The sequence below is a fragment of the Trueperella bernardiae genome, from assembly GCF_030246965.1.
GTDB lineage: Bacteria > Actinomycetota > Actinomycetes > Actinomycetales > Actinomycetaceae > Trueperella > Trueperella bernardiae.
The window spans coordinates 1125595-1144991 of record NZ_CP127099.1; the positions used below are offsets into that span (position 1 = coordinate 1125595).

General features: G+C 66.2%; 15 protein-coding genes. 11 read left to right on the forward strand and 4 right to left on the reverse strand.

The genetic code is table 11. From position 1 onward, the window contains the following. Positions 1 to 61 precede the first annotated feature (61 nt). Both QPC17_RS05250 and QPC17_RS05255 read left to right on the forward strand, forming a co-directional pair. Positions 62 to 1969 (forward strand): helicase HerA-like domain-containing protein, encoded by a 1908-nt coding sequence (locus QPC17_RS05250; RefSeq protein ID WP_068538973.1) that lies wholly within the window; start codon positions 62 to 64, stop codon positions 1967 to 1969. 289 nt (positions 1970 to 2258) lie between these two features. Beyond that, on the forward strand, positions 2259 to 2633 hold the full coding sequence (locus QPC17_RS05255; protein ID WP_068538972.1) for a hypothetical protein: 375 nt from the start codon (positions 2259 to 2261) through the stop codon (positions 2631 to 2633). Between the two features lie 64 nt (positions 2634 to 2697). Here QPC17_RS05255 and QPC17_RS05260 read toward each other — a convergent pair whose 3' ends face one another. Both QPC17_RS05260 and leuS read right to left on the reverse strand, forming a co-directional pair. After that, positions 2698 to 3657: an aldose 1-epimerase gene (locus QPC17_RS05260; protein WP_285347063.1), complete on the reverse strand. Its 960-nt coding sequence runs from the start codon at positions 3655 to 3657 to the stop codon at positions 2698 to 2700. A gap of 87 nt (positions 3658 to 3744) precedes the next feature. Then, positions 3745 to 6612 (reverse strand): leucine--tRNA ligase, encoded by a 2868-nt coding sequence (gene leuS, locus QPC17_RS05265; RefSeq protein ID WP_068538970.1) that lies wholly within the window; start codon positions 6610 to 6612, stop codon positions 3745 to 3747. Positions 6613 to 6714: 102 nt separating this feature from the next. On the opposite strand from leuS, the gene QPC17_RS05270 reads away from it, so the two are divergent. From QPC17_RS05270 to QPC17_RS05280, 3 genes are all read left to right on the forward strand, one after another. Beyond that, complete coding sequence (locus QPC17_RS05270) at positions 6715 to 7143, forward strand: HIT family protein (protein WP_062613785.1); 429 nt, start codon at positions 6715 to 6717, stop codon at positions 7141 to 7143. A gap of 73 nt (positions 7144 to 7216) precedes the next feature. Continuing rightward, the gene (locus QPC17_RS05275) at positions 7217 to 7381 is read left to right on the forward strand and encodes a hypothetical protein (RefSeq protein ID WP_285347064.1); all 165 of its coding nucleotides are present in this window, start codon (positions 7217 to 7219) and stop codon (positions 7379 to 7381) included. Between the two features lie 16 nt (positions 7382 to 7397). After that, on the forward strand, positions 7398 to 9056 hold the full coding sequence (locus QPC17_RS05280) for an FG-GAP-like repeat-containing protein (protein ID WP_068538969.1): 1659 nt from the start codon (positions 7398 to 7400) through the stop codon (positions 9054 to 9056). Positions 9057 to 9128: 72 nt separating this feature from the next. On the opposite strand, the gene QPC17_RS05285 is transcribed toward QPC17_RS05280, so the two are convergent. After that, the gene (locus QPC17_RS05285) at positions 9129 to 9791 is read right to left on the reverse strand and encodes a vitamin K epoxide reductase family protein (protein ID WP_062613783.1); all 663 of its coding nucleotides are present in this window, start codon (positions 9789 to 9791) and stop codon (positions 9129 to 9131) included. Next, positions 9784 to 10602, reverse strand: a complete 819-nt coding sequence (locus tag QPC17_RS05290) for an HAD-IIB family hydrolase (protein ID WP_285347065.1) — start codon at positions 10600 to 10602, stop codon at positions 9784 to 9786. Before QPC17_RS05290 ends, QPC17_RS05285 begins: the two co-directional genes overlap by 8 nt. Positions 10603 to 10655: 53 nt before the next feature. Here QPC17_RS05290 and QPC17_RS05295 point away from each other — a divergent pair, with 53 nt between their 5' ends. From QPC17_RS05295 to QPC17_RS05320, 6 genes are all read left to right on the forward strand, one after another. Further along, positions 10656 to 11957 (forward strand): AI-2E family transporter, encoded by a 1302-nt coding sequence (locus QPC17_RS05295; RefSeq protein ID WP_068538967.1) that lies wholly within the window; start codon positions 10656 to 10658, stop codon positions 11955 to 11957. A 40-nt stretch (positions 11958 to 11997) separates the two neighbouring features. Then, entirely contained in the window at positions 11998 to 12705 is a 708-nt protein-coding gene (locus tag QPC17_RS05300; RefSeq protein ID WP_285347066.1) for a purine-nucleoside phosphorylase, read from the forward strand. Further along, complete coding sequence (locus QPC17_RS05305) at positions 12705 to 13373, forward strand: metal-dependent transcriptional regulator (RefSeq protein WP_285347067.1); 669 nt, start codon at positions 12705 to 12707, stop codon at positions 13371 to 13373. Before QPC17_RS05300 ends, QPC17_RS05305 begins: the two co-directional genes overlap by 1 nt. A 233-nt stretch (positions 13374 to 13606) precedes the next feature. Further along, a complete protein-coding gene (locus QPC17_RS05310; protein ID WP_062613778.1) occupies positions 13607 to 14221 on the forward strand; it encodes a thymidine kinase in 615 nt (204 codons plus the stop codon). 232 nt (positions 14222 to 14453) lie between these two features. After that, entirely contained in the window at positions 14454 to 17900 is a 3447-nt protein-coding gene (locus QPC17_RS05315) for a choice-of-anchor M domain-containing protein (protein ID WP_285347068.1), read from the forward strand. Further along, on the forward strand, positions 17878 to 19395 hold the full coding sequence (locus tag QPC17_RS05320) for an anchored repeat ABC transporter, substrate-binding protein (protein WP_244899256.1): 1518 nt from the start codon (positions 17878 to 17880) through the stop codon (positions 19393 to 19395). The genes QPC17_RS05315 and QPC17_RS05320 overlap by 23 nt, the downstream gene beginning before the upstream one ends. Positions 19396 to 19397: the final 2 nt, after the last annotated feature.

Sequence of the window (19397 nt, forward strand, 5' to 3'; positions counted from 1 at the left end):
GCGAGCGAGATTGTGGAAAATGACTCGCACCTCGGCCCCGGCCTGCCCGTAGACTGGTCCCATGAACGATGAGATCCTCCGTTTGCAAGCTGAAGCGCTCGAGGCCGAAGCTCAGGCCGCCGCGGCAAAGGCGGCCGCCGCCAAGGCCCGCCTCGAAGCCGCCCTCGCGGCCCAGGAGTCTGGCTCCCCGGAGCCGCAGCCCAACGAGGACACATCTCCCGAACCCGCGCCAGCAGCAGCGCCAGCGAAGTCGGCCGTGCCCGCAACAGAGCAGCACGCCGAACCGGCCGCCTCCCCCGCACCAGACCCCGCACCCGTGCCCTCACCCGCAGCCTCGGACTACGAGCAAACCGTCCGCGCCGGCTACACCTTTGACGGCCCGACACTCACGGTCGGCACCTACATGGAAGACGGCGTTCCCCGCCCGGCCACACAGGTGCGCCTGCCGCTTGGCATGCTCAACCGCCACGGGCTCATCGCGGGCGCCACCGGCACCGGCAAGACCCGCACGCTCCAGCTTTTCGCCGAGGGCCTGTCGGCCAGCGGCGTGCCGTGTTTCGTCACGGACATCAAGGGCGACCTCACGGGCTTGCTCGAGCCCGGCCCGGCATCGGACAAACTCGCCGCTCGCGCGGCTGAGCAGGGGCAGGATTGGGCGGCGTCGTCGTTTCCCACGGAACTGTATGCGCTGGGAGGCGAGGGCAACGGCACCCCGATTCGCACCACGATCTCCGACTTCGGCCCGATCCTGCTCGCCAAGGTGCTCGGCCTCAACGAGACGCAGGAATCGGCGCTGTCCCTCATCTTCCATTGGGCCGACACGAATCAGCTGGCCCTCATCGACATCACCGACCTACGGGCCGTCTTCTCCTACCTCACATCCGATTCGGGCAAGGACGAGCTGAAGGCGATCGGCGGGGTCGCGCCGGCCACCGCGGGCGTCATCTTGCGCAACGTCGCCGAGCTCGAGGCCCAGGGCGGCGCGCTGTTCTTCGGCGAGCCCGCGTTCAGCGTGGCTGAGTTCATCCGGACCGACGACGGCCGAGGCGTCATTTCCGCCCTCGAGCTCCCGGACATCCAGTCCCGGCCCGCGCTGTTTTCCACCTTCCTCATGTGGCTGCTGGCCGAGCTCTTCCAAGAACTGCCCGAGGTAGGCGATCCGGACAAGCCCAAGCTCGTGTTCTTCTTCGACGAGGCCCACCTCCTGTTCGACGGCGCCTCGAAGGAGTTCCTGCGCCAGGTGGTGCAGACCGTGCGGCTCATTCGCTCGAAGGGCGTGGGCATCGTCTTCATTACCCAGACCCCGACGGACATCCCGGCCGACGTGCTCGCCCAGCTCGGCTCCAAGGTCCAGCACGCCCTTCGCGCCCACACCCCCGCCGAGGCGAAGAAGCTCCGCGAGACGGTGGCGACCTTCCCCACCTCACCCCTCGACCTCGAGCAGATCCTGCCCAGCCTGGGCACGGGCGAGGCGATCGTGACGATCCTCGACAAGAAGGGCCGCCCCAGCCCCGTGGCCCCAGTGCGGATCTGGGCGCCGGCCGCCGTCATGGGCCCGGCCAGCGCGCAGGCGATCGACGCCGCCCTGCGCAACTCCCCCACCCTCGCCCGGTACAAGGACCCCATCGACCCCGAGTCAGCCTTCGAGCTGCTCGAGCAGCGGATGGCCGCGGAGGCGGCGGCCCGCGAGGAGGCCCAGCGCCTGGCCGAGGCAGCCAAGGAGGCCGCCAAACTCGAGGCGGAGCGCAAGAAGGAACTCGACCGCCAGGCCCGCGAGCTGGAGAAACAGATCGAGCGCGAGCGCCGCGAGGCGGAGAAGGAAGCCGAGCGTCGGCGTCGTGCCGCCGAGGCCGAGGCGGAGCGCCAACGCAAACGCCGCGAGGCCACGGTCGATCAGATGGTGCGCACGGCTGGCCGCACGCTCACGCGCGAGATCACGCGAGCAATCTTCGGAACCCGCCGCCGCTAGGCCGGGCCACGCGAAACGGGTGGGACCTGATGAGAGTCGAGGGTGCCAGAGCAAGCCAAAGTCAATGGCCATTGACTTGTTATAGTCTACCGGTCTAGACTAATGTGACGAAGCGAAGAATCCTCATCAAAACGCTAGAAAGGATCGCACGCGAAAGAGGCGAAATACTCATTCTGACTGAAGGTGGTAATCACACGAAAGCCACCATTGGCCAATGGAGCGAGCCGATCCCCAGACACCGAGAAGTCAGCAAACGCCTCGCCAAAGCAATCATTAGGAGGGCAAGTCAATGATCGATATCCTCATCTCCGCCGTCCGCGACGGTAAGTGGTGGGTGGCAGAATTCGAGGTTGAAGGTCACCCGTACGGGACACAGGCGCGCCGCCTCGATCAGCTCGAGGGCATGGTCAGGGACGCCGCGAGCCTCATGACCGGCAAGCCGGCCGCCGAGTTCTACGTCGACATCAACGCTCAGGGCATTCCCGGAGAGGTCGTTGAAAACTACCGCAAGGCCGCCCAGGAAGCGAGTGCCGCCGAAGCCCGCCTGTCTGCGGCATCGCGCCAGGCTGTTAGCACACTGACGGGCGCTGGCCTGTCCATGCGCGATGTCGGCGCGCTGATGGGCCTGTCCACGCAGCGCGTCTCACAGCTGGCCAAGGCCTAGAAACCCGGTCCCTACCCTTCGCCAACAGTAAGTGCCATAGCGCAACCCGGGCGCGACGCCGGCTCTAGCGGCGGAAGGTCAGCGTGGCTGTCATCTGGCGCGACTGGCCGGGCTCCACGCGAACCGAGCCGACGGCGTCGGGACGATTGAACGAGTCGGCAACGGCGGACATGGGCGCGAGTGCGATGGCTGTGCGGGGGTCGCGCTCGAGGCGGTCGCCGGTGTCGATGTGGACGACCGCGGCCTCGCCGGGCTCCTGCGTGAGAACTACGGAGGCGTTGGTGGACGGGGTGACGACGCGTGTGGCGACCACCCCGTAGTTGTCGGGCACGAGCCCGCGGTAGTAGTCGTTGAGGGACGCCGACCCCAAATAGTCGATGACCACGGGCGTGTTGACACCGCCGTAGGCGGACTCCCCCGGCAACGGGACGCCACGGCGGTCGGTGAGGATCTTCGTGCGCGCAGGGATGGACAGGCCGAGGTTCGACACGGTCTCCATGCCCGGCAGCATGAAGTAGGGGTGCCAGCCCACGGCGATCGGCGCGGGCTCATCAGAGAGATTTTTCGCCTCGAGGGTGATGGAGAGGTGCTCCTCGCCGTCGGCGCCCGAATCGAGGGAGAAGTGCACGGACACCTGGCACGTCCACGGGTAGGAATCGCAGGGCTTGATCACGGTCTCCATCGACAGGGTGGTGCCGGCGGAGACCACGTGGAAATCCTGTAGGTAGGCGAGTGAGTAGGCGCGCACGGCGTCGTCCACCTGGATGTCACGCCCGTCGAAGGTGTAGGTGGCGTCCGCGATCGTGCCGGACCACGGGGCAAGGATCATCGAGCGCGCACCCGCGCCGGCCTCGAGTTCCTCTTTCGATTGATGGCCTGCCAACACCTCCACGCCGGGCTCCGGCTGCCAGGACAGCAGGGTGGCGCCGCGTTCGGACACGATGGCACGCGCGCCCGTCGGCGAGGCGATCTCCCAGGCGGCATGCCCAAACTTGTCGACCTTTGAGATGTCAGTAGATGCCATCACACACCCTTTCCTTCGTCGTTCACTGTATCGGTTCTTGAGCTGGCGCGCCGAGCCGATATCACTGGCTGGAATTGTTACGAAAAACTACGGAACAATGTTGACCAGGTTCGGCTCGCGCACGATCACCTTGCGCGGCTCACCCTCCAGGAACTTGGCCACCTTCTCCGAGGCCAGCGCCATCGCCTGCAGGTCAGCCGCCGAGATGTCGGCCGGGACCTCCAGGCGGTCGCGGACCTTCCCGCGCACCTGCACAACCGCCGTGACCGTGTCCTCGGCCAGCAGCGATTCGTCCGCCACCTGCGGGAACGGCGCGAAGGCAAGCGACTGATCGTGCCCCAGCCGGCTCCACAGCTCCTCGGCCACGTGCGGCGCCACGGGCGCGACCATGAGCACGATCGCCTCCGCCACCGAGCGCGGCACCTCACGGCCGGTCAGGTGGTTGTTGAGCATGATGAGCTTGGCGATCGCGGTGTTGATCCGCATACCCTCGTAGTCCTCGCGCACGCCCACGATCGTCCGCGCCAGCAGCTTCGCCGTCTCCAGGTCCGCTTCCCCATCGACGACGACGAGCTCGCCCGTCTCCTCGTCCACAATGTTGCGCCACAGGCGCTGGAGGAATCGCTGGGAGCCGACAACCGCGCGGGTCTCCCACGGGCGGTCCACGTCGAGCGGGCCCATCGACATCTCGTACAGGCGGAACGTGTCCGCGCCGTACTGCTCAGCCATCTCGTCAGGGGTGACGATGTTCTTGAGCGACTTGCCCATCTTGCCGTACTCGCGGTTGACCTTCTCGCCCTGGTAGACATAGGTCACCTCGCCCGAGGCGTCGGCGGCGGCCACTTCCTCCACCTCGTCGGCCGGCACGTACTGCCCGCGCGAGTCGGTGTAGGCGTAGGCCTGCACGTAGCCCTGGTTGAACAGCTTGTAGAATGGCTCAAAGGAGGACAGGTGTCCGAGGTCGAACAGGACCTTGTGCCAGAAGCGGGCGTAGAGCAGGTGGAGTACCGCGTGCTCCACGCCGCCCACGTACAGGTCCGCGCCGCCCGCGACCTTGCCCTCGCGTGGGCCCATCCAGTACTCCTCCACCGCCGGGGCCACGAAACGTTCGGCGTTGTGCGGGTCAAGGTAGCGTAGCTCGTACCAGCACGAACCTGCCCAGTTCGGCATCGTGTTCGTGTCGCGCGTGTACATCTGCGGGCCATCCCCCAGGTCGAGCTCCACGTTCACCCAGTCCTGCAGGCGCCCGAGCGGCGGCTCAGGGTTAGACGAGGCGTCGTCGGGATCGAAGGAGCGCGGCGAGTAGTCCGGGGTGTCCGGCAGGTCCACCGGCAGCATCGACTCAGGCAGGGCGTGAGCGTTGCCATCGGCGTCGTAGACCACCGGGAAGGGCTCGCCCCAGTAGCGCTGGCGGGAGAAAAGCCAGTCGCGCAGGCGATAGGTCACCGTGGCCTTGCCCAGGCCCTTGGCGGCCAGCCAGTCGCTCATCGCGGCCACCGCTTCGGCCTTGTACATGCCGTTGAGCGAGATCTCTTCATTCGCCGAGTCAATGATCTCGCCGTCTTCCTCCCACGCGCTCTCCCACTCGAAGCCGTCGGCGGGCTTCATCGTGGGTACGATGTCGAGGTCGTAGGCCTTCGCGAAGTCGAAGTCGCGCTGGTCGTGGGCCGGCACGGCCATGATCGCGCCGGTGCCGTACCCCATCATGACGTAGTCCGCAGTGAACACCGGGATTTGCTTGCCGTTGACCGGGTTCGTCGCGTAAATGCCGGTGAAGACGCCGGTCTTTTCCCGCGCGTCGTCGGCCCGGTCCATGTCGGACTTCATCGACGCCTGGCGCTGGTAGTCCATGACCGCGCCCATCGGCGTGCCAGCCCCGCCGGTCCACGCCTCCTTCGTGCCCTCCGGCCATTCGGTGGGCACGCCCGAGCCGCCCAGCATCGGGTGCTCCGGGGAGACCACCATGAACGTGGCGCCGAACAGCGTGTCGGGGCGCGTGGTGAAGACTTCGAGCGTGACGTCGCCCTCGGCCGTATGCGCCGCGAACGTCACCTTCGCGCCGTGCGACTTGCCGATCCAGTTGCGCTGCATGAGGCGCACCTTCTCCGGCCAGTCCACGTAGTCGAGGTCCTGGGCGAGGCGGTCGGCGTAGTCGGTGATGCGCATCATCCACTGGCGCAGCTCGCGCTTGAACACGGGGAAGTTGCCGCGCTCGGAGCGGCCCTCGGCCGTGACCTCCTCATTCGCCAGCACGGTGCCCAAGCCCGGGCACCAGTTGACGGGCGCGTAGTCGATGTAGGCAAGGCGCCGGGCATCCACTGCACGACGCCGTTCGGCCGCGTCCAGCTCGGCCCACGGGCGTCCGTCCGGGGTTGCGACCTTGCCCCGCTCGTATTCTTCGACGAGCTCTGAGATAGGGCGGGCGCGGCCCACCGTGCCCGCGACGCGGCCGGGGGCTTCGGTGTCGTACCAGGAGTTGTAAATCTGGAGGAAGATCCACTGGGTCCAGCCCACGAAATCCGTGTCGGTGGTAGCGACCGAGCGGCGCGCCTCGTGCGACATGCCAAGGCGGCGCAGCTGGCGGCGCATGTTGGCGATGTTTTGCTCGGTGGTCACGCGCGGGTGCTGGCCGGTCTGCACGGCGTACTGTTCGGCGGGCAGGCCGAAGGCGTCATATCCCATCGTGTACAGCACGTTCTTGCCCTGCATGCGGGCGAAGCGCGCGAGCGTGTCGGTGGCGATGTAGCCCAGCGGGTGGCCCACGTGCAGGCCCTTGCCCGACGGGTAGGGGAACATGTCGAGCAGGTAGAAGGGCTCCTTGAGCTCCGCGCGACCGTCCGCGAGCGCGCCAGCCGGGTTGGGGGCGTTGAACGTCTCCTCGCGCTCCCAGCGATCCTGCCACTTCTTCTCGATCTCGCCGGCAAGCTCGGCGGTGTACCGATACGGGGTGCTCATGAGTCTCCTTTACTTAAGATCGCGGCTATTCTAGCTCAGGTGCCTGGCCCGGCCCGCCGGCGGCCACTGTGAGAGACATGACGCACGCCGTAGAATATAGCCATGAGCACCATCTTTTCCAAGATCATCGCCGGGGAGATCCCCGGCCAGTTCGTCTGGGCCGACGACGTGTGCGTCGTCATGGCCACCATTGAGCCGGTTCGCCCCGGCCACGTCATGGTCGTCCCCCGCGCCGAGGTGGCGAAGTTTAATGAGGTGGACGCCGGCGACTTCGGCCACATGATGCGCGTGGCGCAGATCGTGGCGAGCGCCCAGGAGAAGGCGTTTGGCGTGCCGCGGGCCGTGGTGGCGATCCTCGGTTTCGAGGTGCCGCACACGCACGTGCACGTGATCCCCGCCGAGTCGGAGGAGGCGGCGCGCTTTTCCGACGCCGTGGCCGCACCTGCCGAGGAGATCGCCGCAGCAATGGACAAGCTGCGCGCCGCGCTGATCGAGACCGGGTACGCCGATCAGGTGGCAGCCGCCCGGTAGTGCCTGTGCCGCCGTCACTTTGGGGTTGTTAAGGGAATAGACTCTCCTTGCACTCACACCCTAGGAGAGTATTATGCGATCACTATTTTCGCGTCTTGCGACCGTCGCATTGACGGCGGTTCTCATGGTGGTTGCCGTGGCACCCACCGAGGCGAGCACGATCCGTTCCGGCTACCGGGACACGCTTCTTGCCCGCCATACGAACAATGATCTTTATGCCTACGGGGGGGAGCGCTAGCTATCTCTCTCCGGGCATGAAGATTGGCCACGGCTGGGGCGGTTTTGATTACGGCATCCAAATTGCCTCGCTCGACGGCGCCGATTATGGCGACGTCATCGTCCGCTCCCCCGACGGCCTGCTGCGCATCTACCACTCGGATGGCACCTCGCTGACCGGCGGGTACCAGATCGGGTACGGGTGGCACGTCATGGCCGATATCGTCCCGGCCGATGACTGGGACGGGGACGGCCACCCGGATCTCCTCGCCCGCCACAGGGACGGCCGCCTGCTCCTCTACCCCACGCTGAGCGCGGGCGAGTGGGACCGGGTTCGCGAGATCGGATGGGGCTGGGACGACATCGACATGATGGTGGTGCCCGGCGACATCGATGGTGACGGGGTGGCCGACCTCGTCGCCCGCCACAAGCCCACGGGCCGCCTGCTCCTCTACCCGGGCGACGGCAGCGGTGAATTTGGCGCGATGCGCCAAATCGGCCACGGCTGGGAGTCCTTTACCAACATCACCTCGATTGGCGACATCGATGGCGACGGCCGCCCCGACATCATCGGCCAGCGCGCGGACGGCAAGCTCTTCCGCTACACGAGCCTGGGCAACGGCTGGTGGTCCAAGGCCGTGCAGATCGGCCACGGCTGGCAGGACATGACCCTGCCGGGCAAGTGGAAAGCCACCACGGTTGCGGGCCCACCGGCGCCGAAGCCGCAGCTGCTGCGCCAGCCCTTCGTCTACGGCACGCTCCGCACGGGCGACATCGGCTACCACATGGTTCAGGGCCGCGTGATCTCGGAGCGCAAGGATACCGTGCCGCGTTACGCCCTGTGGGTCACCCACAAGGGCACGTGGCCGTGGGCGATCCCCAGCGCCACGAGCCGCCCGATCGTTGGCCAGATCATGGAGTTCCCGGCCTCGACACTGGCCGCGAACCTCACGCGCCTGGACGTCTACGAGGGCTACTACCCGAACCGTAACATCAACACCTTGCGCTACTTCCGCAACGCGGCCACGACGACGTCGGGCAAGCCGGTCTGGATCTACGAGACCTCCCCGCGCCAGGCGCAGTGGGTGGTGCGAAATGGCTACCGGGTGTCGAATGGTGACTGGTTCAACCAGATCCGCGCGACCTCGCTACGTAGTGCGTCGGGCGGACTGTGGGTCTCGCCTGATGCCGAGGCGTACGTGCAGGTTGACAAGGCCACCGAGATCACGACCTGCACCTCCGAGCTCGGGAGCCTGGATGGCCAGTTCCTCCACCTCGATCTGACGGCTACCGCCCCGGCCTCGACCGAGCAGGGCTACATCTCCGTCCCGGCGGAGTCCTTCGTAGCCGTGGATTCGGACGGCAACCCGTTTGCACCGTTCGACGAGTCGGCGCGGTACTGCTCCGCCATGAATGACCAGCTCATCGCGTTCGTCGACGACGGCGTCACGGCTTCCGGCACGCTCACTCTTTCCGGTGACATTGCCGAGCTGTACTGGGTCAACGACGACGGCGAGGCGGTCCTCATCTGGTCGAAGAACCCGGCGCAGCTCAGCCAGCCAAGCACGGAGCCGACAAAGGATCCTACCGCTGAGGTGACCGAGCCGGCCGAGGGGGCGGACCAGTCCGCGACAGAACCGGCCGCCGAGCAGACCGGTGAGCAGACCGGAGCGGCGGAGTCGGACAACAACGACTAGTCGGAACGCCGCCTGCCTAACAGTGAGGGCCTCCGGGGATTCCCGGAGGCCCTCACCATTGGCGGAGGTTGATTAGAAGACGAGCGCCCAGGAGTCCCAGAACCAGATGACGGTGAACAGGACGAGGACGAGGTAGACCACTGCCACGGTGATCCAGCGGTTGCGCACTAGGGCCGAGCCGAAGCCCTCGGCACCCTCCCCAAGGTGTCCGGCTTGGGCCACGCGGGCCAGCAGCACGATGAAGAGCGGGATGGTCACGATCCACACGACCAGGCAGAACGGGCACAGTGACCTGTTGACCACGTAGGATTCGTAGGCGAACCAGACCACCCACACGATGCCCATGCCGGCGCCGGCGAGCGCGGCGTTCCACAGCCAACGGTGGAGGGTGCCGCCGAAGGCGAGCACGAGCCCGAGGGCCACGATTCCGGCGAAGAACATCATGCCGAACAGGGCGTTGGGCACACCGAACAGGAGGTGACCCTGCCAGGCGGTGAAGTACTTCGAGCAGCCGATCAGCGGGTTGACGTCACAGATGAGGCTGGCGTTCGGGTTTTTGTAGTAGGTGAACTCGGACAGGACGAGCATGAGTGAGGCGAACAGGCCGATCGCCCCAGTGATGATCATGGTCAGCGAGGTTTCGAGCGAGGCGCCGCCGGCGCGCTCGTGCTCGCTGGCCTTGGCCTCAAACTTGGCGATTCGACGATCCATTTCCTCGATGTCGAGTTCACTCATGATGTTCCTTCGCGTTTGCGACGTACGATTCAACAAAGTGGGCCGTGTCGGACCAGTCGGAAACGGCGTGGGTGTCGATCCCGAGTCGGGTGACGGGGTAGTCGTTGCCGCCCTCGTCGAGGCGGTCGCCCACAAACAGCATGTTCGCGATCGGTATGCCCGTGACCTTCTCCAGTTCGGCGATTCCGTAGGCCTTGTCCACGCCCTTGCGGGTGATGTCCACCGACGTCGATCCGCCCGATCGCACTTCGAGGTGCGGTAGGCGCGGGGCGACGGCGGCGCGCAGGGCCTCCTTCTTCTTCCCCGTGGGGTCCCAGGCCTTCTTCGCCTCGAGGGGCGCCTGCTGGCCGAGCGCGGAGAACGTGATTTGCGATCCGCGGTCTTCGAGGATATCTCCCCACACCTCGGTCTCCCACAGCCCGAGACGCTTGGCCTCTTCCTCCACGACTGCCATCGCCTCGGTCCTCTCCTCGGCGCTCAGGTCACGCACGTAGACGGGCCGCCAGTCGGCGTCGTCGTAACGCATGTAGCGCGTGCCGCACGTGGGCATGAGGTGGAGGCGGGCGAGCTGGGCGTCGGTGGCGTCGAGGTTGGCAAGCAGCTGGCCGCGGAACTGGTCAAACGTGCCGCCGGAGATGACACACACGTCGTGAAGATCGAGCAGGTCGCGAAGCGCGGCGGCCATCCGAGGTGACAGGGGTGATTTCGACGGTGCGAGCGTGTCATCGAGATCGAAGGCGAGCAGTGCGTACAAGGTTCCTCCTGAGCAGTTCGGCGTCCATTCTCTCACGCCACACGGAATAAAACACATTTCAACTATTTCACGTTGGAAGAAATGCAGCCTCACCCGATAATGTGGCACCTATGGAAGATTTTCAGCCACAACACGCACCGGACTTCGAACCTGACGAGGTGACGGTCAAGGCACACGAATACCGCTCCCCCGTCCCATCCGCCCTTGAAACCGCCGCCGGATGGGCGTGGCGCATCATCGTTCTCGCCATCCTGCTGATCGGCGTGGGCTGGGTCACCTTCAAGCTCTCCCTCCTCTTCATCGCGCTCATGGTGGCGCTCCTCATCGCCGTCGTGCTCGAACCTGCCAGCGCTTACCTACGCAAGCGCTGGAACTGGCCGCCGGCCGCCGCGGCCGCAGCCGGAGTGCTCGGGTTGGTCGTCATCATCCTCGGTCTGCTTGTGGGGGCGGGCACCGGAATCGTGGCGGGCATGTCCGACCTGGCCGACCAGGTTATCGCCGGCGTGTCCACGATCGTCGACCTTCTGACTGACAAGTTCCCCACCCTCCAGCAAACACTGAACGAGAGCTGGTCGAAGGCGCAAAGCGCCCTACAGAACAACGCCGCCACCCTGCTGGGCGGCGTGGCCTCCATCGGATCGAGCGTCACGGGCTTCCTCACCGGCATGATCCTGTCCCTGTTCTCCCTATTCTTCTTCCTCAAGGACGGCCGGCGCCTGTGGCACTGGATCGTGCGCGCCACACCGCGCTCGCAGCACGACCGGGTCAACGAGGCCGGCATCCGCGCCTGGGTGACGATCGGGAACTACACCCGCACGCAGGCGATCGTCGCCGCTGTCGACGCCGTCGGCATCGGTATCGTCGCGATGCTCCTGAAGACCCCGATCTCGCTCGCCTTCCCCATCGCGGTGGTCGTCTTCCTCTTCTCCTTCATCCCGATCGTCGGCGCCTTCCTCTCCGGCTTCCTTGCCGTGGTGATCGTGCTGGTCAACACCCAGTCGGTGGGCTTCGCGCTGCTCATGCTGGCCGGTGTCATCCTCGTCCAGCAGATTGAAGGCAACGTCCTCCAGCCCGTCCTCCAGGGCAACGCGCTCAACATGCACGCCCTGGCTGTGGTGCTCATCGTGGCAGGCGGATCGGCGCTCGCGGGCATCATCGGAGCTCTGTTCGCCGTGCCGCTTGCCGCCGCGATCAACACCGCGATCCTCTACCTGCGCGGGCATGACACCTACCCCTACCTCAACCGGATGCAGGACCGCCCGGGCGGCCCGCCGCGCGCGTTCGAGGAGGTCTCGGCCGAGCACTGGGAGCGCTTTGACGAGAAGGTGGCCCAGCACCTCACGCCGAAGGAGCGCAAGGCGAACGCCAAGCAGGCCCGCGCGGAGCGGCGAGCCGCCCGGCGCTCGCGTTAGACTAGATCAGTAAACTTTCCGCCTTACGTTAAGGAAGAACATGGCAACGCCACACATCAACGCAGAAAAGGGAGACATCGCTCCCGCCGTCCTCATGCCGGGTGACCCGAAGCGCGCCGAGCGCATGGCCCAGATGCTCATGCCGGACGCCAAGGTCGTGTCGGACGTGCGCGGCATTAAGGCCTTCACGGGCACGGTGGATGGCAAGCCACTGTCGATCATGGCATCGGGCATGGGCCAGCCGTCGCTGGGCATTTACGCCTCGGAGCTTTTCTCCATTTTTGACGTGCAGCGCATCATCCGCGTGGGCACGGCCGGCGGCCTGTCGAAGGACGTGAAGGTGGGTGACGTAGTGATTGCCAGCGGCGCGCACTACGAAGGCGTGATCAACACCTACCTCATTCCGCAGACCCACTTCTCGGCTATCGCCTCCTTCAACCTGGTCAGGGCCGCGGCGGACGCGGCTGGGGATGACCCGGACGTCGTCGTGGCACCCGTGATCTCGCGTGACCGTTTCTACAACGTGCCCGAAGAGGTCAACGAGGCCGCCGCGAAGGTGGGCACCGCCGGAGCCGAGATGGAGGCAGGCGCACTCTACGGCCTGGCGTCCCTGTACGGCAAGGAGGCCCTTGCCGTGCTGACCATCTCGGATCACATGACCGTACCGAGCGAGGACATGACGCCGGAGGAGCGCGAGACTAAGTTCGTCAAGGCGCTCGAGCTCGCGGTGGCGGCAGCCCTTTCCTAATGAACACGCTCTCCCCCTCGACCGAGGATTACCTCAAGACGATCTGGTCCATCTGCGAATGGTCCGGCGATGAGGTAGTCCCGATCGAGCTTGCGCGCCGCATGGGGCTGAGCCCCTCCACTGTGACCGAAGCCGTGAAGAAGCTCAGCTCCCAAAACCTGGTCAGCCATCGGCGCTACGGCCCGATCCGCCTCACCGAGGAGGGCTTGCGCGAGGCACTGCGGGTAGTGCGCAAGCACCGGCTCATCGAAACCTACTTGCACACCCACCTGGGTTATGCCTGGCAGGAGCTGCATGACGAGGCCGAGGCGCTCGAGCACGCCGTGTCCGCGCGTTTCATCGACGCGATTGACGACCTGCTCGGCCACCCGCTGCGCGACCCGCACGGCGACCCGATCCCCCAGCCCGACGGCTCGATGCCAGCCATGGACGTCGTCCACTTGCACGAGGCAGCAGAGGGCGCGCCCGTGGTGATCGAGCAGGTGGACGACGACGACGCCGACGTGCTCATTTACCTGGGCGACCTGGGGGTGCGGCCCGGCAAGAACGCCACGGTGACCTCACAGAGCGCGGTGCTGGGCCTGACCACGATCGAGATCGACGGCCAGTCCATTGCACTGCCCAACCCCGCCGCCCGGCGGGTGCGCGTGACAATCCCAGAGCGCTAACTCATCGGGCGGGCGCGCACTGCGCGCCCGCCACGTGAGCGCCGCCCACGCAGGGTACACATCCACGTCAAAGGGCATATCCTGCCCGCGGGTGAGGATCCATGTGAGCCGCAGCCGGCCCGTGTATTGGCGTTCTTCCATCTCCATATCTCCACTCTCCCATGCCCCTCCGACAATTCTTTCCCGCCGATGCCCTATGCTGGTACAGCTGGACACTTTCGAAGGGATGAGCAGTGGCAAAACTGTATTTTCGTTACGGCACGATGAACTCGGGTAAGACCGCCGGCCTGCTCATGGCGGCCCACAACTTCGAAGAATCCCACCAGCAGATCCTCATCCTTAAGCCCGCCCTGGATTCGAAGGCCGGCGCCGCGCTCTACACGCGCATGGGGATCGAGCGGCTCGTGGATCACCTCGTGGCCGAGGACGACGACCTGTTCGAGCTTGCGAGTAACTGGCTCGCCTCCATCGAAGGCAAGACGGTGGGCGGGATCCTCGTGGACGAGGCGCAGTTCCTCACCACCGCACAGGTGGACCAGCTGCTCATGGCGGCCCTCACCCTCAACATCCCGGTGCTGTGCTACGGGTTACGTACCGACTTCCTCACCAAGGTCTTCCCCGGCTCGGCCCGCCTGCTGGAGACTGCCCACACCCTCGAGGAACTGAAGACGATGTGTGGGGCGGGGTGCCGGCGCAAGGCGAACTTTAACGCCCGCAAGGTCAACGGCCAGTTCGTGCTCCACGGCGAACAGATCGAGATCGATAACCGCTCCGAGGTGGAGTACATGGCCCTGTGCGGGCAGTGCTTCCTCAAGCTGGTGGGCCCGATCGACGGCCACCGCGAGTAGCCCTGCAAGCAAGTACCGCAAGTAATCACCGACTTCCACCCTCAGATGCATCCGAGCGCAGACGCATCTGGATTCTGCGCCCGAAGACTCCGCTTTTAGCAACAAGACAGCCCAGGGTTCTGTTCGATCCACACGTGCGCATTACGCCACACCCCACCACCTTCATATCGATATCGATTCCCGTTACACTTGTAGGTGATAAAGATTCTCAATTGAAAGTAGGTGATCCTTCTTGTCGCGTCTGAGTTGGGCGAAGCGGCTCGCCGCCCTCACTACCTTCGCACTCGCCGTCTCCTTCTTGGCACCGGCGGCGGCCGCGCCCACGGAGGGCAAGGCAATTTTCGATCAGGGCCACACCGATTCCCCGAAGGTGTTCTGGGAGAATGACGCCCTGACGATCAAGGCTTCCGGCCAGCAGGTCACGCCGCTGGAGAAGGGCCTGCACTGGCTGCACCAGGGCTACGATTCCAGCGGCAAGCAGTACTTCTATTACACCGCTGGCGAGCATCCCCAGTATCGCTTCCTGGGAGAGGCGGGCGACCTGTTCTACTGGGGCTCCCCCATCAATGCCACGGGCGGCGCTAAGAACCTGTGGATCGGCTACGGTTCGGACGCCGGCATCCCGGTGGAGAAGTTCCGCGACCAGATGTTCCAGCTGGAGCTCGTGGACTTCACCGGCCCGGGCCAGATGGAGATGTTCCGCTACACGAATGATGATTATCCGCAGGAGCGCTTCCTCTCCAGCCACCAGAACGACTACCGTTTCCTCCAGCTCGGCGCCGGTGCTCACACGCACCTCAACACCACGTTCTCCAAGCCGGGCACGTACCACCTCACCTACCGCACCACGTACCGCGATGCCACGACCGGCCAGTTCGTGACCTCCGCTCCGCAGGATATGGAGTGGCAGGTTGGCGGTAGCAATCCGCGTCAGGCCAAGCTGGGCGACGTGATCGACGCTTACAACGCCTCCCAGGAGACGGGCTCATCGCAGTCCTTCAAGCCCACGCTCACGCTTGCGCCTTCGGGCACCGAGCCGATGACGTCGATCACCTTCGACACGGGCGATCCGGCCGCCACGGGCCGCGTGGCCTTCTACATCGACGGTTACTACCTGGCCGAGCAGCCTCTGACCGGCGGTTCCGCTACGTGGAGCGAGATGATCGGCTCCCAGACCTCAAGCTTCCAGGCCGTTTACGTTCCCGACGCCGGCTCGCCCGCCCCGCGCTGGATGACCGCCCCGGTCTCTTACAAGCTCGGCGATAAGGCGACGACGACGTCGGAGCCCGGCCAGTTCCCGGCCCCCACGAACACCAACATCCCGGCGAAGAACCTGAGCCCGGCGGCGATCACCTCCACCAAGGTGACGATGTCGAGCAAGCTCGAGGGCGATAACTACGTCATCACCGCCATGCCCGAGGATCCGAACGTGGAATTCGGCGTGGTTGGCGGCTTCGGCGAGGACGTGTCGAGCACCGCCGAAGAGTGCCCGATCAACTTCACCTCCACCCGCTCCTCGCGCTCGATGACGATTTCGAAGAGCTTTGTGGACGACTGGTGTGACACCACCCAGGCCCACTGGGATCTCACCCCGGCCACGCAGTACCCGGCGGCCCGCACCACGCTGGACGCCGAGGGCGCGGAGTTCACCGCGACTGCGAACTTCGCCGCTGCACCCGATAGCGATGCGCCCGCACCCTCGGAGCCGGAGACTCCGGCGCCGGAGAACCCGGACAACCCCACCGACCAGCCGACCGGCGATGCCGGTGGAAACGGTGAAGCTGGCGATAACGGCAAGCCTGGCGAGGCCGAGGACAACGCCAGCGCCGAGACCGAAGGCGCCATCAAGACCGAGGCCGTGACGATCACGGAGGGCCACATCGACTACGGCCCCACGCTCACGCCGGACGGCTCGCTGCGAATCATCGTCGGCGACGATTCACGCACTATCGAACCGCGTAGCGTGGTTCGCGATCCCGACGCCGTCACTCTCAAGGCCAAGGTGCGAAAGCAGGTGCGCTCCAAGCGCGTCTTTGGCGATGAGTCCTACAACTTCTTGGGCGATTACGGCACGCCGCTGTACGTGCTGCCGCAGTCGCAGGTGAGGGGCTTGGTATGGCCGGGCTTCTCTACCGAGCGCCTGCCCACGGAGACCTTCCCCAATGGCACCACGATGACCTTTACGCCGATCTCGGTACCCTCGGGAGGCGCACAGGCGACTCCCGAGGTTGCTGGACGCGCGATGCCGATGATGGCGTCGATGGCTCGTTCGGCGTCGGCGGACGAGGGCGCGAAGGCCTGGGCCTTCACGCAGGGCCTCGCGGGCCTGCAGGATCTGCTGGTCGACTCCTCGAAGACTACCACGGTGACCAACACCCTTCCGGCGCACATCCACGCCAACTGGGTCTTCACCCACCCGGGCACGTACGAGTTCGCGATGCAGGTCTCTGCCACGGATAAGGACGGCACGTCGATAACGTCGGACATCGGCAAGATCCGGATCGTCGTGGAGGACAAGTCCGCGCCCGACGCCGGTGACACCGACAACACGGACACGGGCAACGGCAACGACGAAGCCGGCAACGGCTCCGGTAACGACAACACGGGCAACGGCAACACGGATGGCTCGAATAAGGGCGACGCCGACAACGGCGGCAAGCCCGGCGGCAAGACCCCGGACAAGCCGGCCGGCGCCCCCGGCACCACCGGAACACCCGGCGCCACCGGAACGCCTGGCGCTACCGGCACCCCGGGCGCGGCGGGCACCGGCCCGGCGGGCACGATCACGGGCGGCGGCGCCGCTGTGGAGCAGTGCATCCCCACCCCGATCGAGACCGAAGTTTCGGGCCCGGCGGCGAAGGCATCGGGCGGTTCTTACACCGTGCCGGCCAACACCCACTCGCACCCGAACTGGGTGTTCACCAAACCGGGCACTTACAAGGCGACGATCACGCAGACCGCCAAGCTCAAGAGCGGTAAGCGCGTCCAGGCCACGGGCACCCTCACGTTCAATGTGGGAGGTTCGGGCAACGCGGATTCGGGCCACTTCGACATCGGCTCGGTCCTCGAGGGCGACAAACTCATGTTCAAGGTGAAGGATGACCGCACCCAGCCGGCCAAGTGGGTCGATCCGGGCTCGCTCGTCTTCGGCCTGAGCGACGCTTCGAAGGCCACCGCACCCGCAGGCCTGGAGTTCATCGCCCCGAAGGGCTCGCAGATTTGGATGATCTCCTCCGCCGCTGTTCCGGGCGTGCCGTGGGTGGGCGCGAATACGCAGCACCCGTCGATCGTCTCGGGTACCACCGGTGAGGTCACGTGGTCGCTGTCCAGCGTGACCGGCCCGGGCCAGCTCGCGGTGTTCTCCTCGGGCAACCTCGGCCAGGTGGTTGGCGAGCGCTGGTTCGGCGGCGCGGCCAGCGATAACGGCCTGCCGGCGGGCGTGGAGAAGAAGGGCGATAAGTACATCAAGACCGAGTGGGTGGGCAAGACGGCGTCGGGCGCCGACTGCCAGCTCTCGGCCGAGCAGATCGCCCAGCTCCAAGCGGAGGGCAAGAACGTGGCGGCCGGCCAGACCACCGCGCTCACTCACGCCGGTGCAACCGTGTCCACGCTTGCGGCCCTCACGATTGCGCTCATGGGCATCGGCGGTGCGCTGATTGTTCGCAGGCGCTTCGCATAACCGGGGCGGGCTCGCCCGCTCCCTAGCACTCCTGGCCAGCCTCGCGCTGGCCGGGTGCGCCGCACCTACGGAGGACTCGGCCGGGGTGGTCGCCACCACCCCGGTCGTGGCCGACTTGGTGCGGAACGTGGCGGGCGACGCGATCGACGTCGTCTCCCTCGTTCCGCCCTCCTCCGACCCCCACACGTACGAGCCGCCCTTGTCGATGCTGCGCCACGTGACGCGCGCGAAGACGGCGTTCTCTAACGGGCTGCTCCTGGAAAACGAGTCGATCCGTGCGATGGTCGATTCGAACCTTCCCGCGGGCAGCCCGAACGTGGCGCTTGGGGACGAGTCGGTGGCAGTGGGCGGCTACCACATCCCGCTCGTCGAAGACCAGGCGCTGGACACGATCTGGTTGGGCCTGCGCGTGGCCGGCCGCTACTCCGACCCCGGAACGGTGACCTTCCGCGCCACCGCGCTCGAGGGCCCGGGCAACATCTCGGCCTTCACCACGGGCGTGTTCGGCCAGCCCTCGATCTGGCTCGACTCCTCGAACGGCCTGGACGGCGACCAGCTGGCCCTCCCCGCCGGCTCGCACACGCACATGTCGTGGGGGTTCACCGCCCCCGGCCGCTACCGCCTCACCATCGAGGCGATTCCCGACGCCGACATGCGCGGCTCCTCCCCCGCCGAGGCGACGATCGAGTTCGCCGTTGGCACCGATCCGGGGCCGAATGCTCTGGATTCGGGGCACGTGGACCTCTTCGCTCAGGCCGAACTCACGCTGCGCGGGGAGGACAAGGGCCGCAGCTTCGAGCGCAAGCCGGCCGACGTCGTCGTCGCGGTCCCGCACGCCACCCGCACGCAGGTGCCGGCGGACCCGCAGTGGCGTTTTCTCGGCAAGCCCGGGGAGGACGCGTGGGTGCTGGCGCAGGCCGTGATCGGCAGGCACGTGCACGGGGAAATTGACCCGCACATGTGGCTGGATGTTGCCAACGCGATCGCCTACGTGGAGGTGATCCGCGACCAGCTCTCGGCGATCGAGCCCGAGCACGCGGACGTCTTTGAGGCCAACGCCTCGGCATATATCGCCAGGCTCGAGCGGCTCGATGCGTGGGCCGCGAACGTGCTCGCCACGATCCCGCCCGCTAACCGCCGCCTGGTAACGGCCCACGACGCCTACGGGTACCTGGCCAACGCCTACGGGCTTGCGATCACGGGGTTTGCGTCGGCGAACCCGTCGCTTGAGCCGTCGGCCGGGGCGCTCGCCACGCTCACCGCCACGCTGCGCGACCTGCACGTACCGGCGGTTTTTACGGAGGCCTCCACGAAGTCGGGGGCGGGCGAGTTGACGTCGATCGCGGACGGCCAGGGGATTAGCGTGTGCTCCCTGTCCTCCGACTCGCTCACCCCGGACGCCCCCACCTACATTGACCTGGTGGTTCACAACATCACCGCATTGAAATCGTGCCTGGATCCGAGCTCGTATCCAGCATGGACGTTTGAAGGATAGAC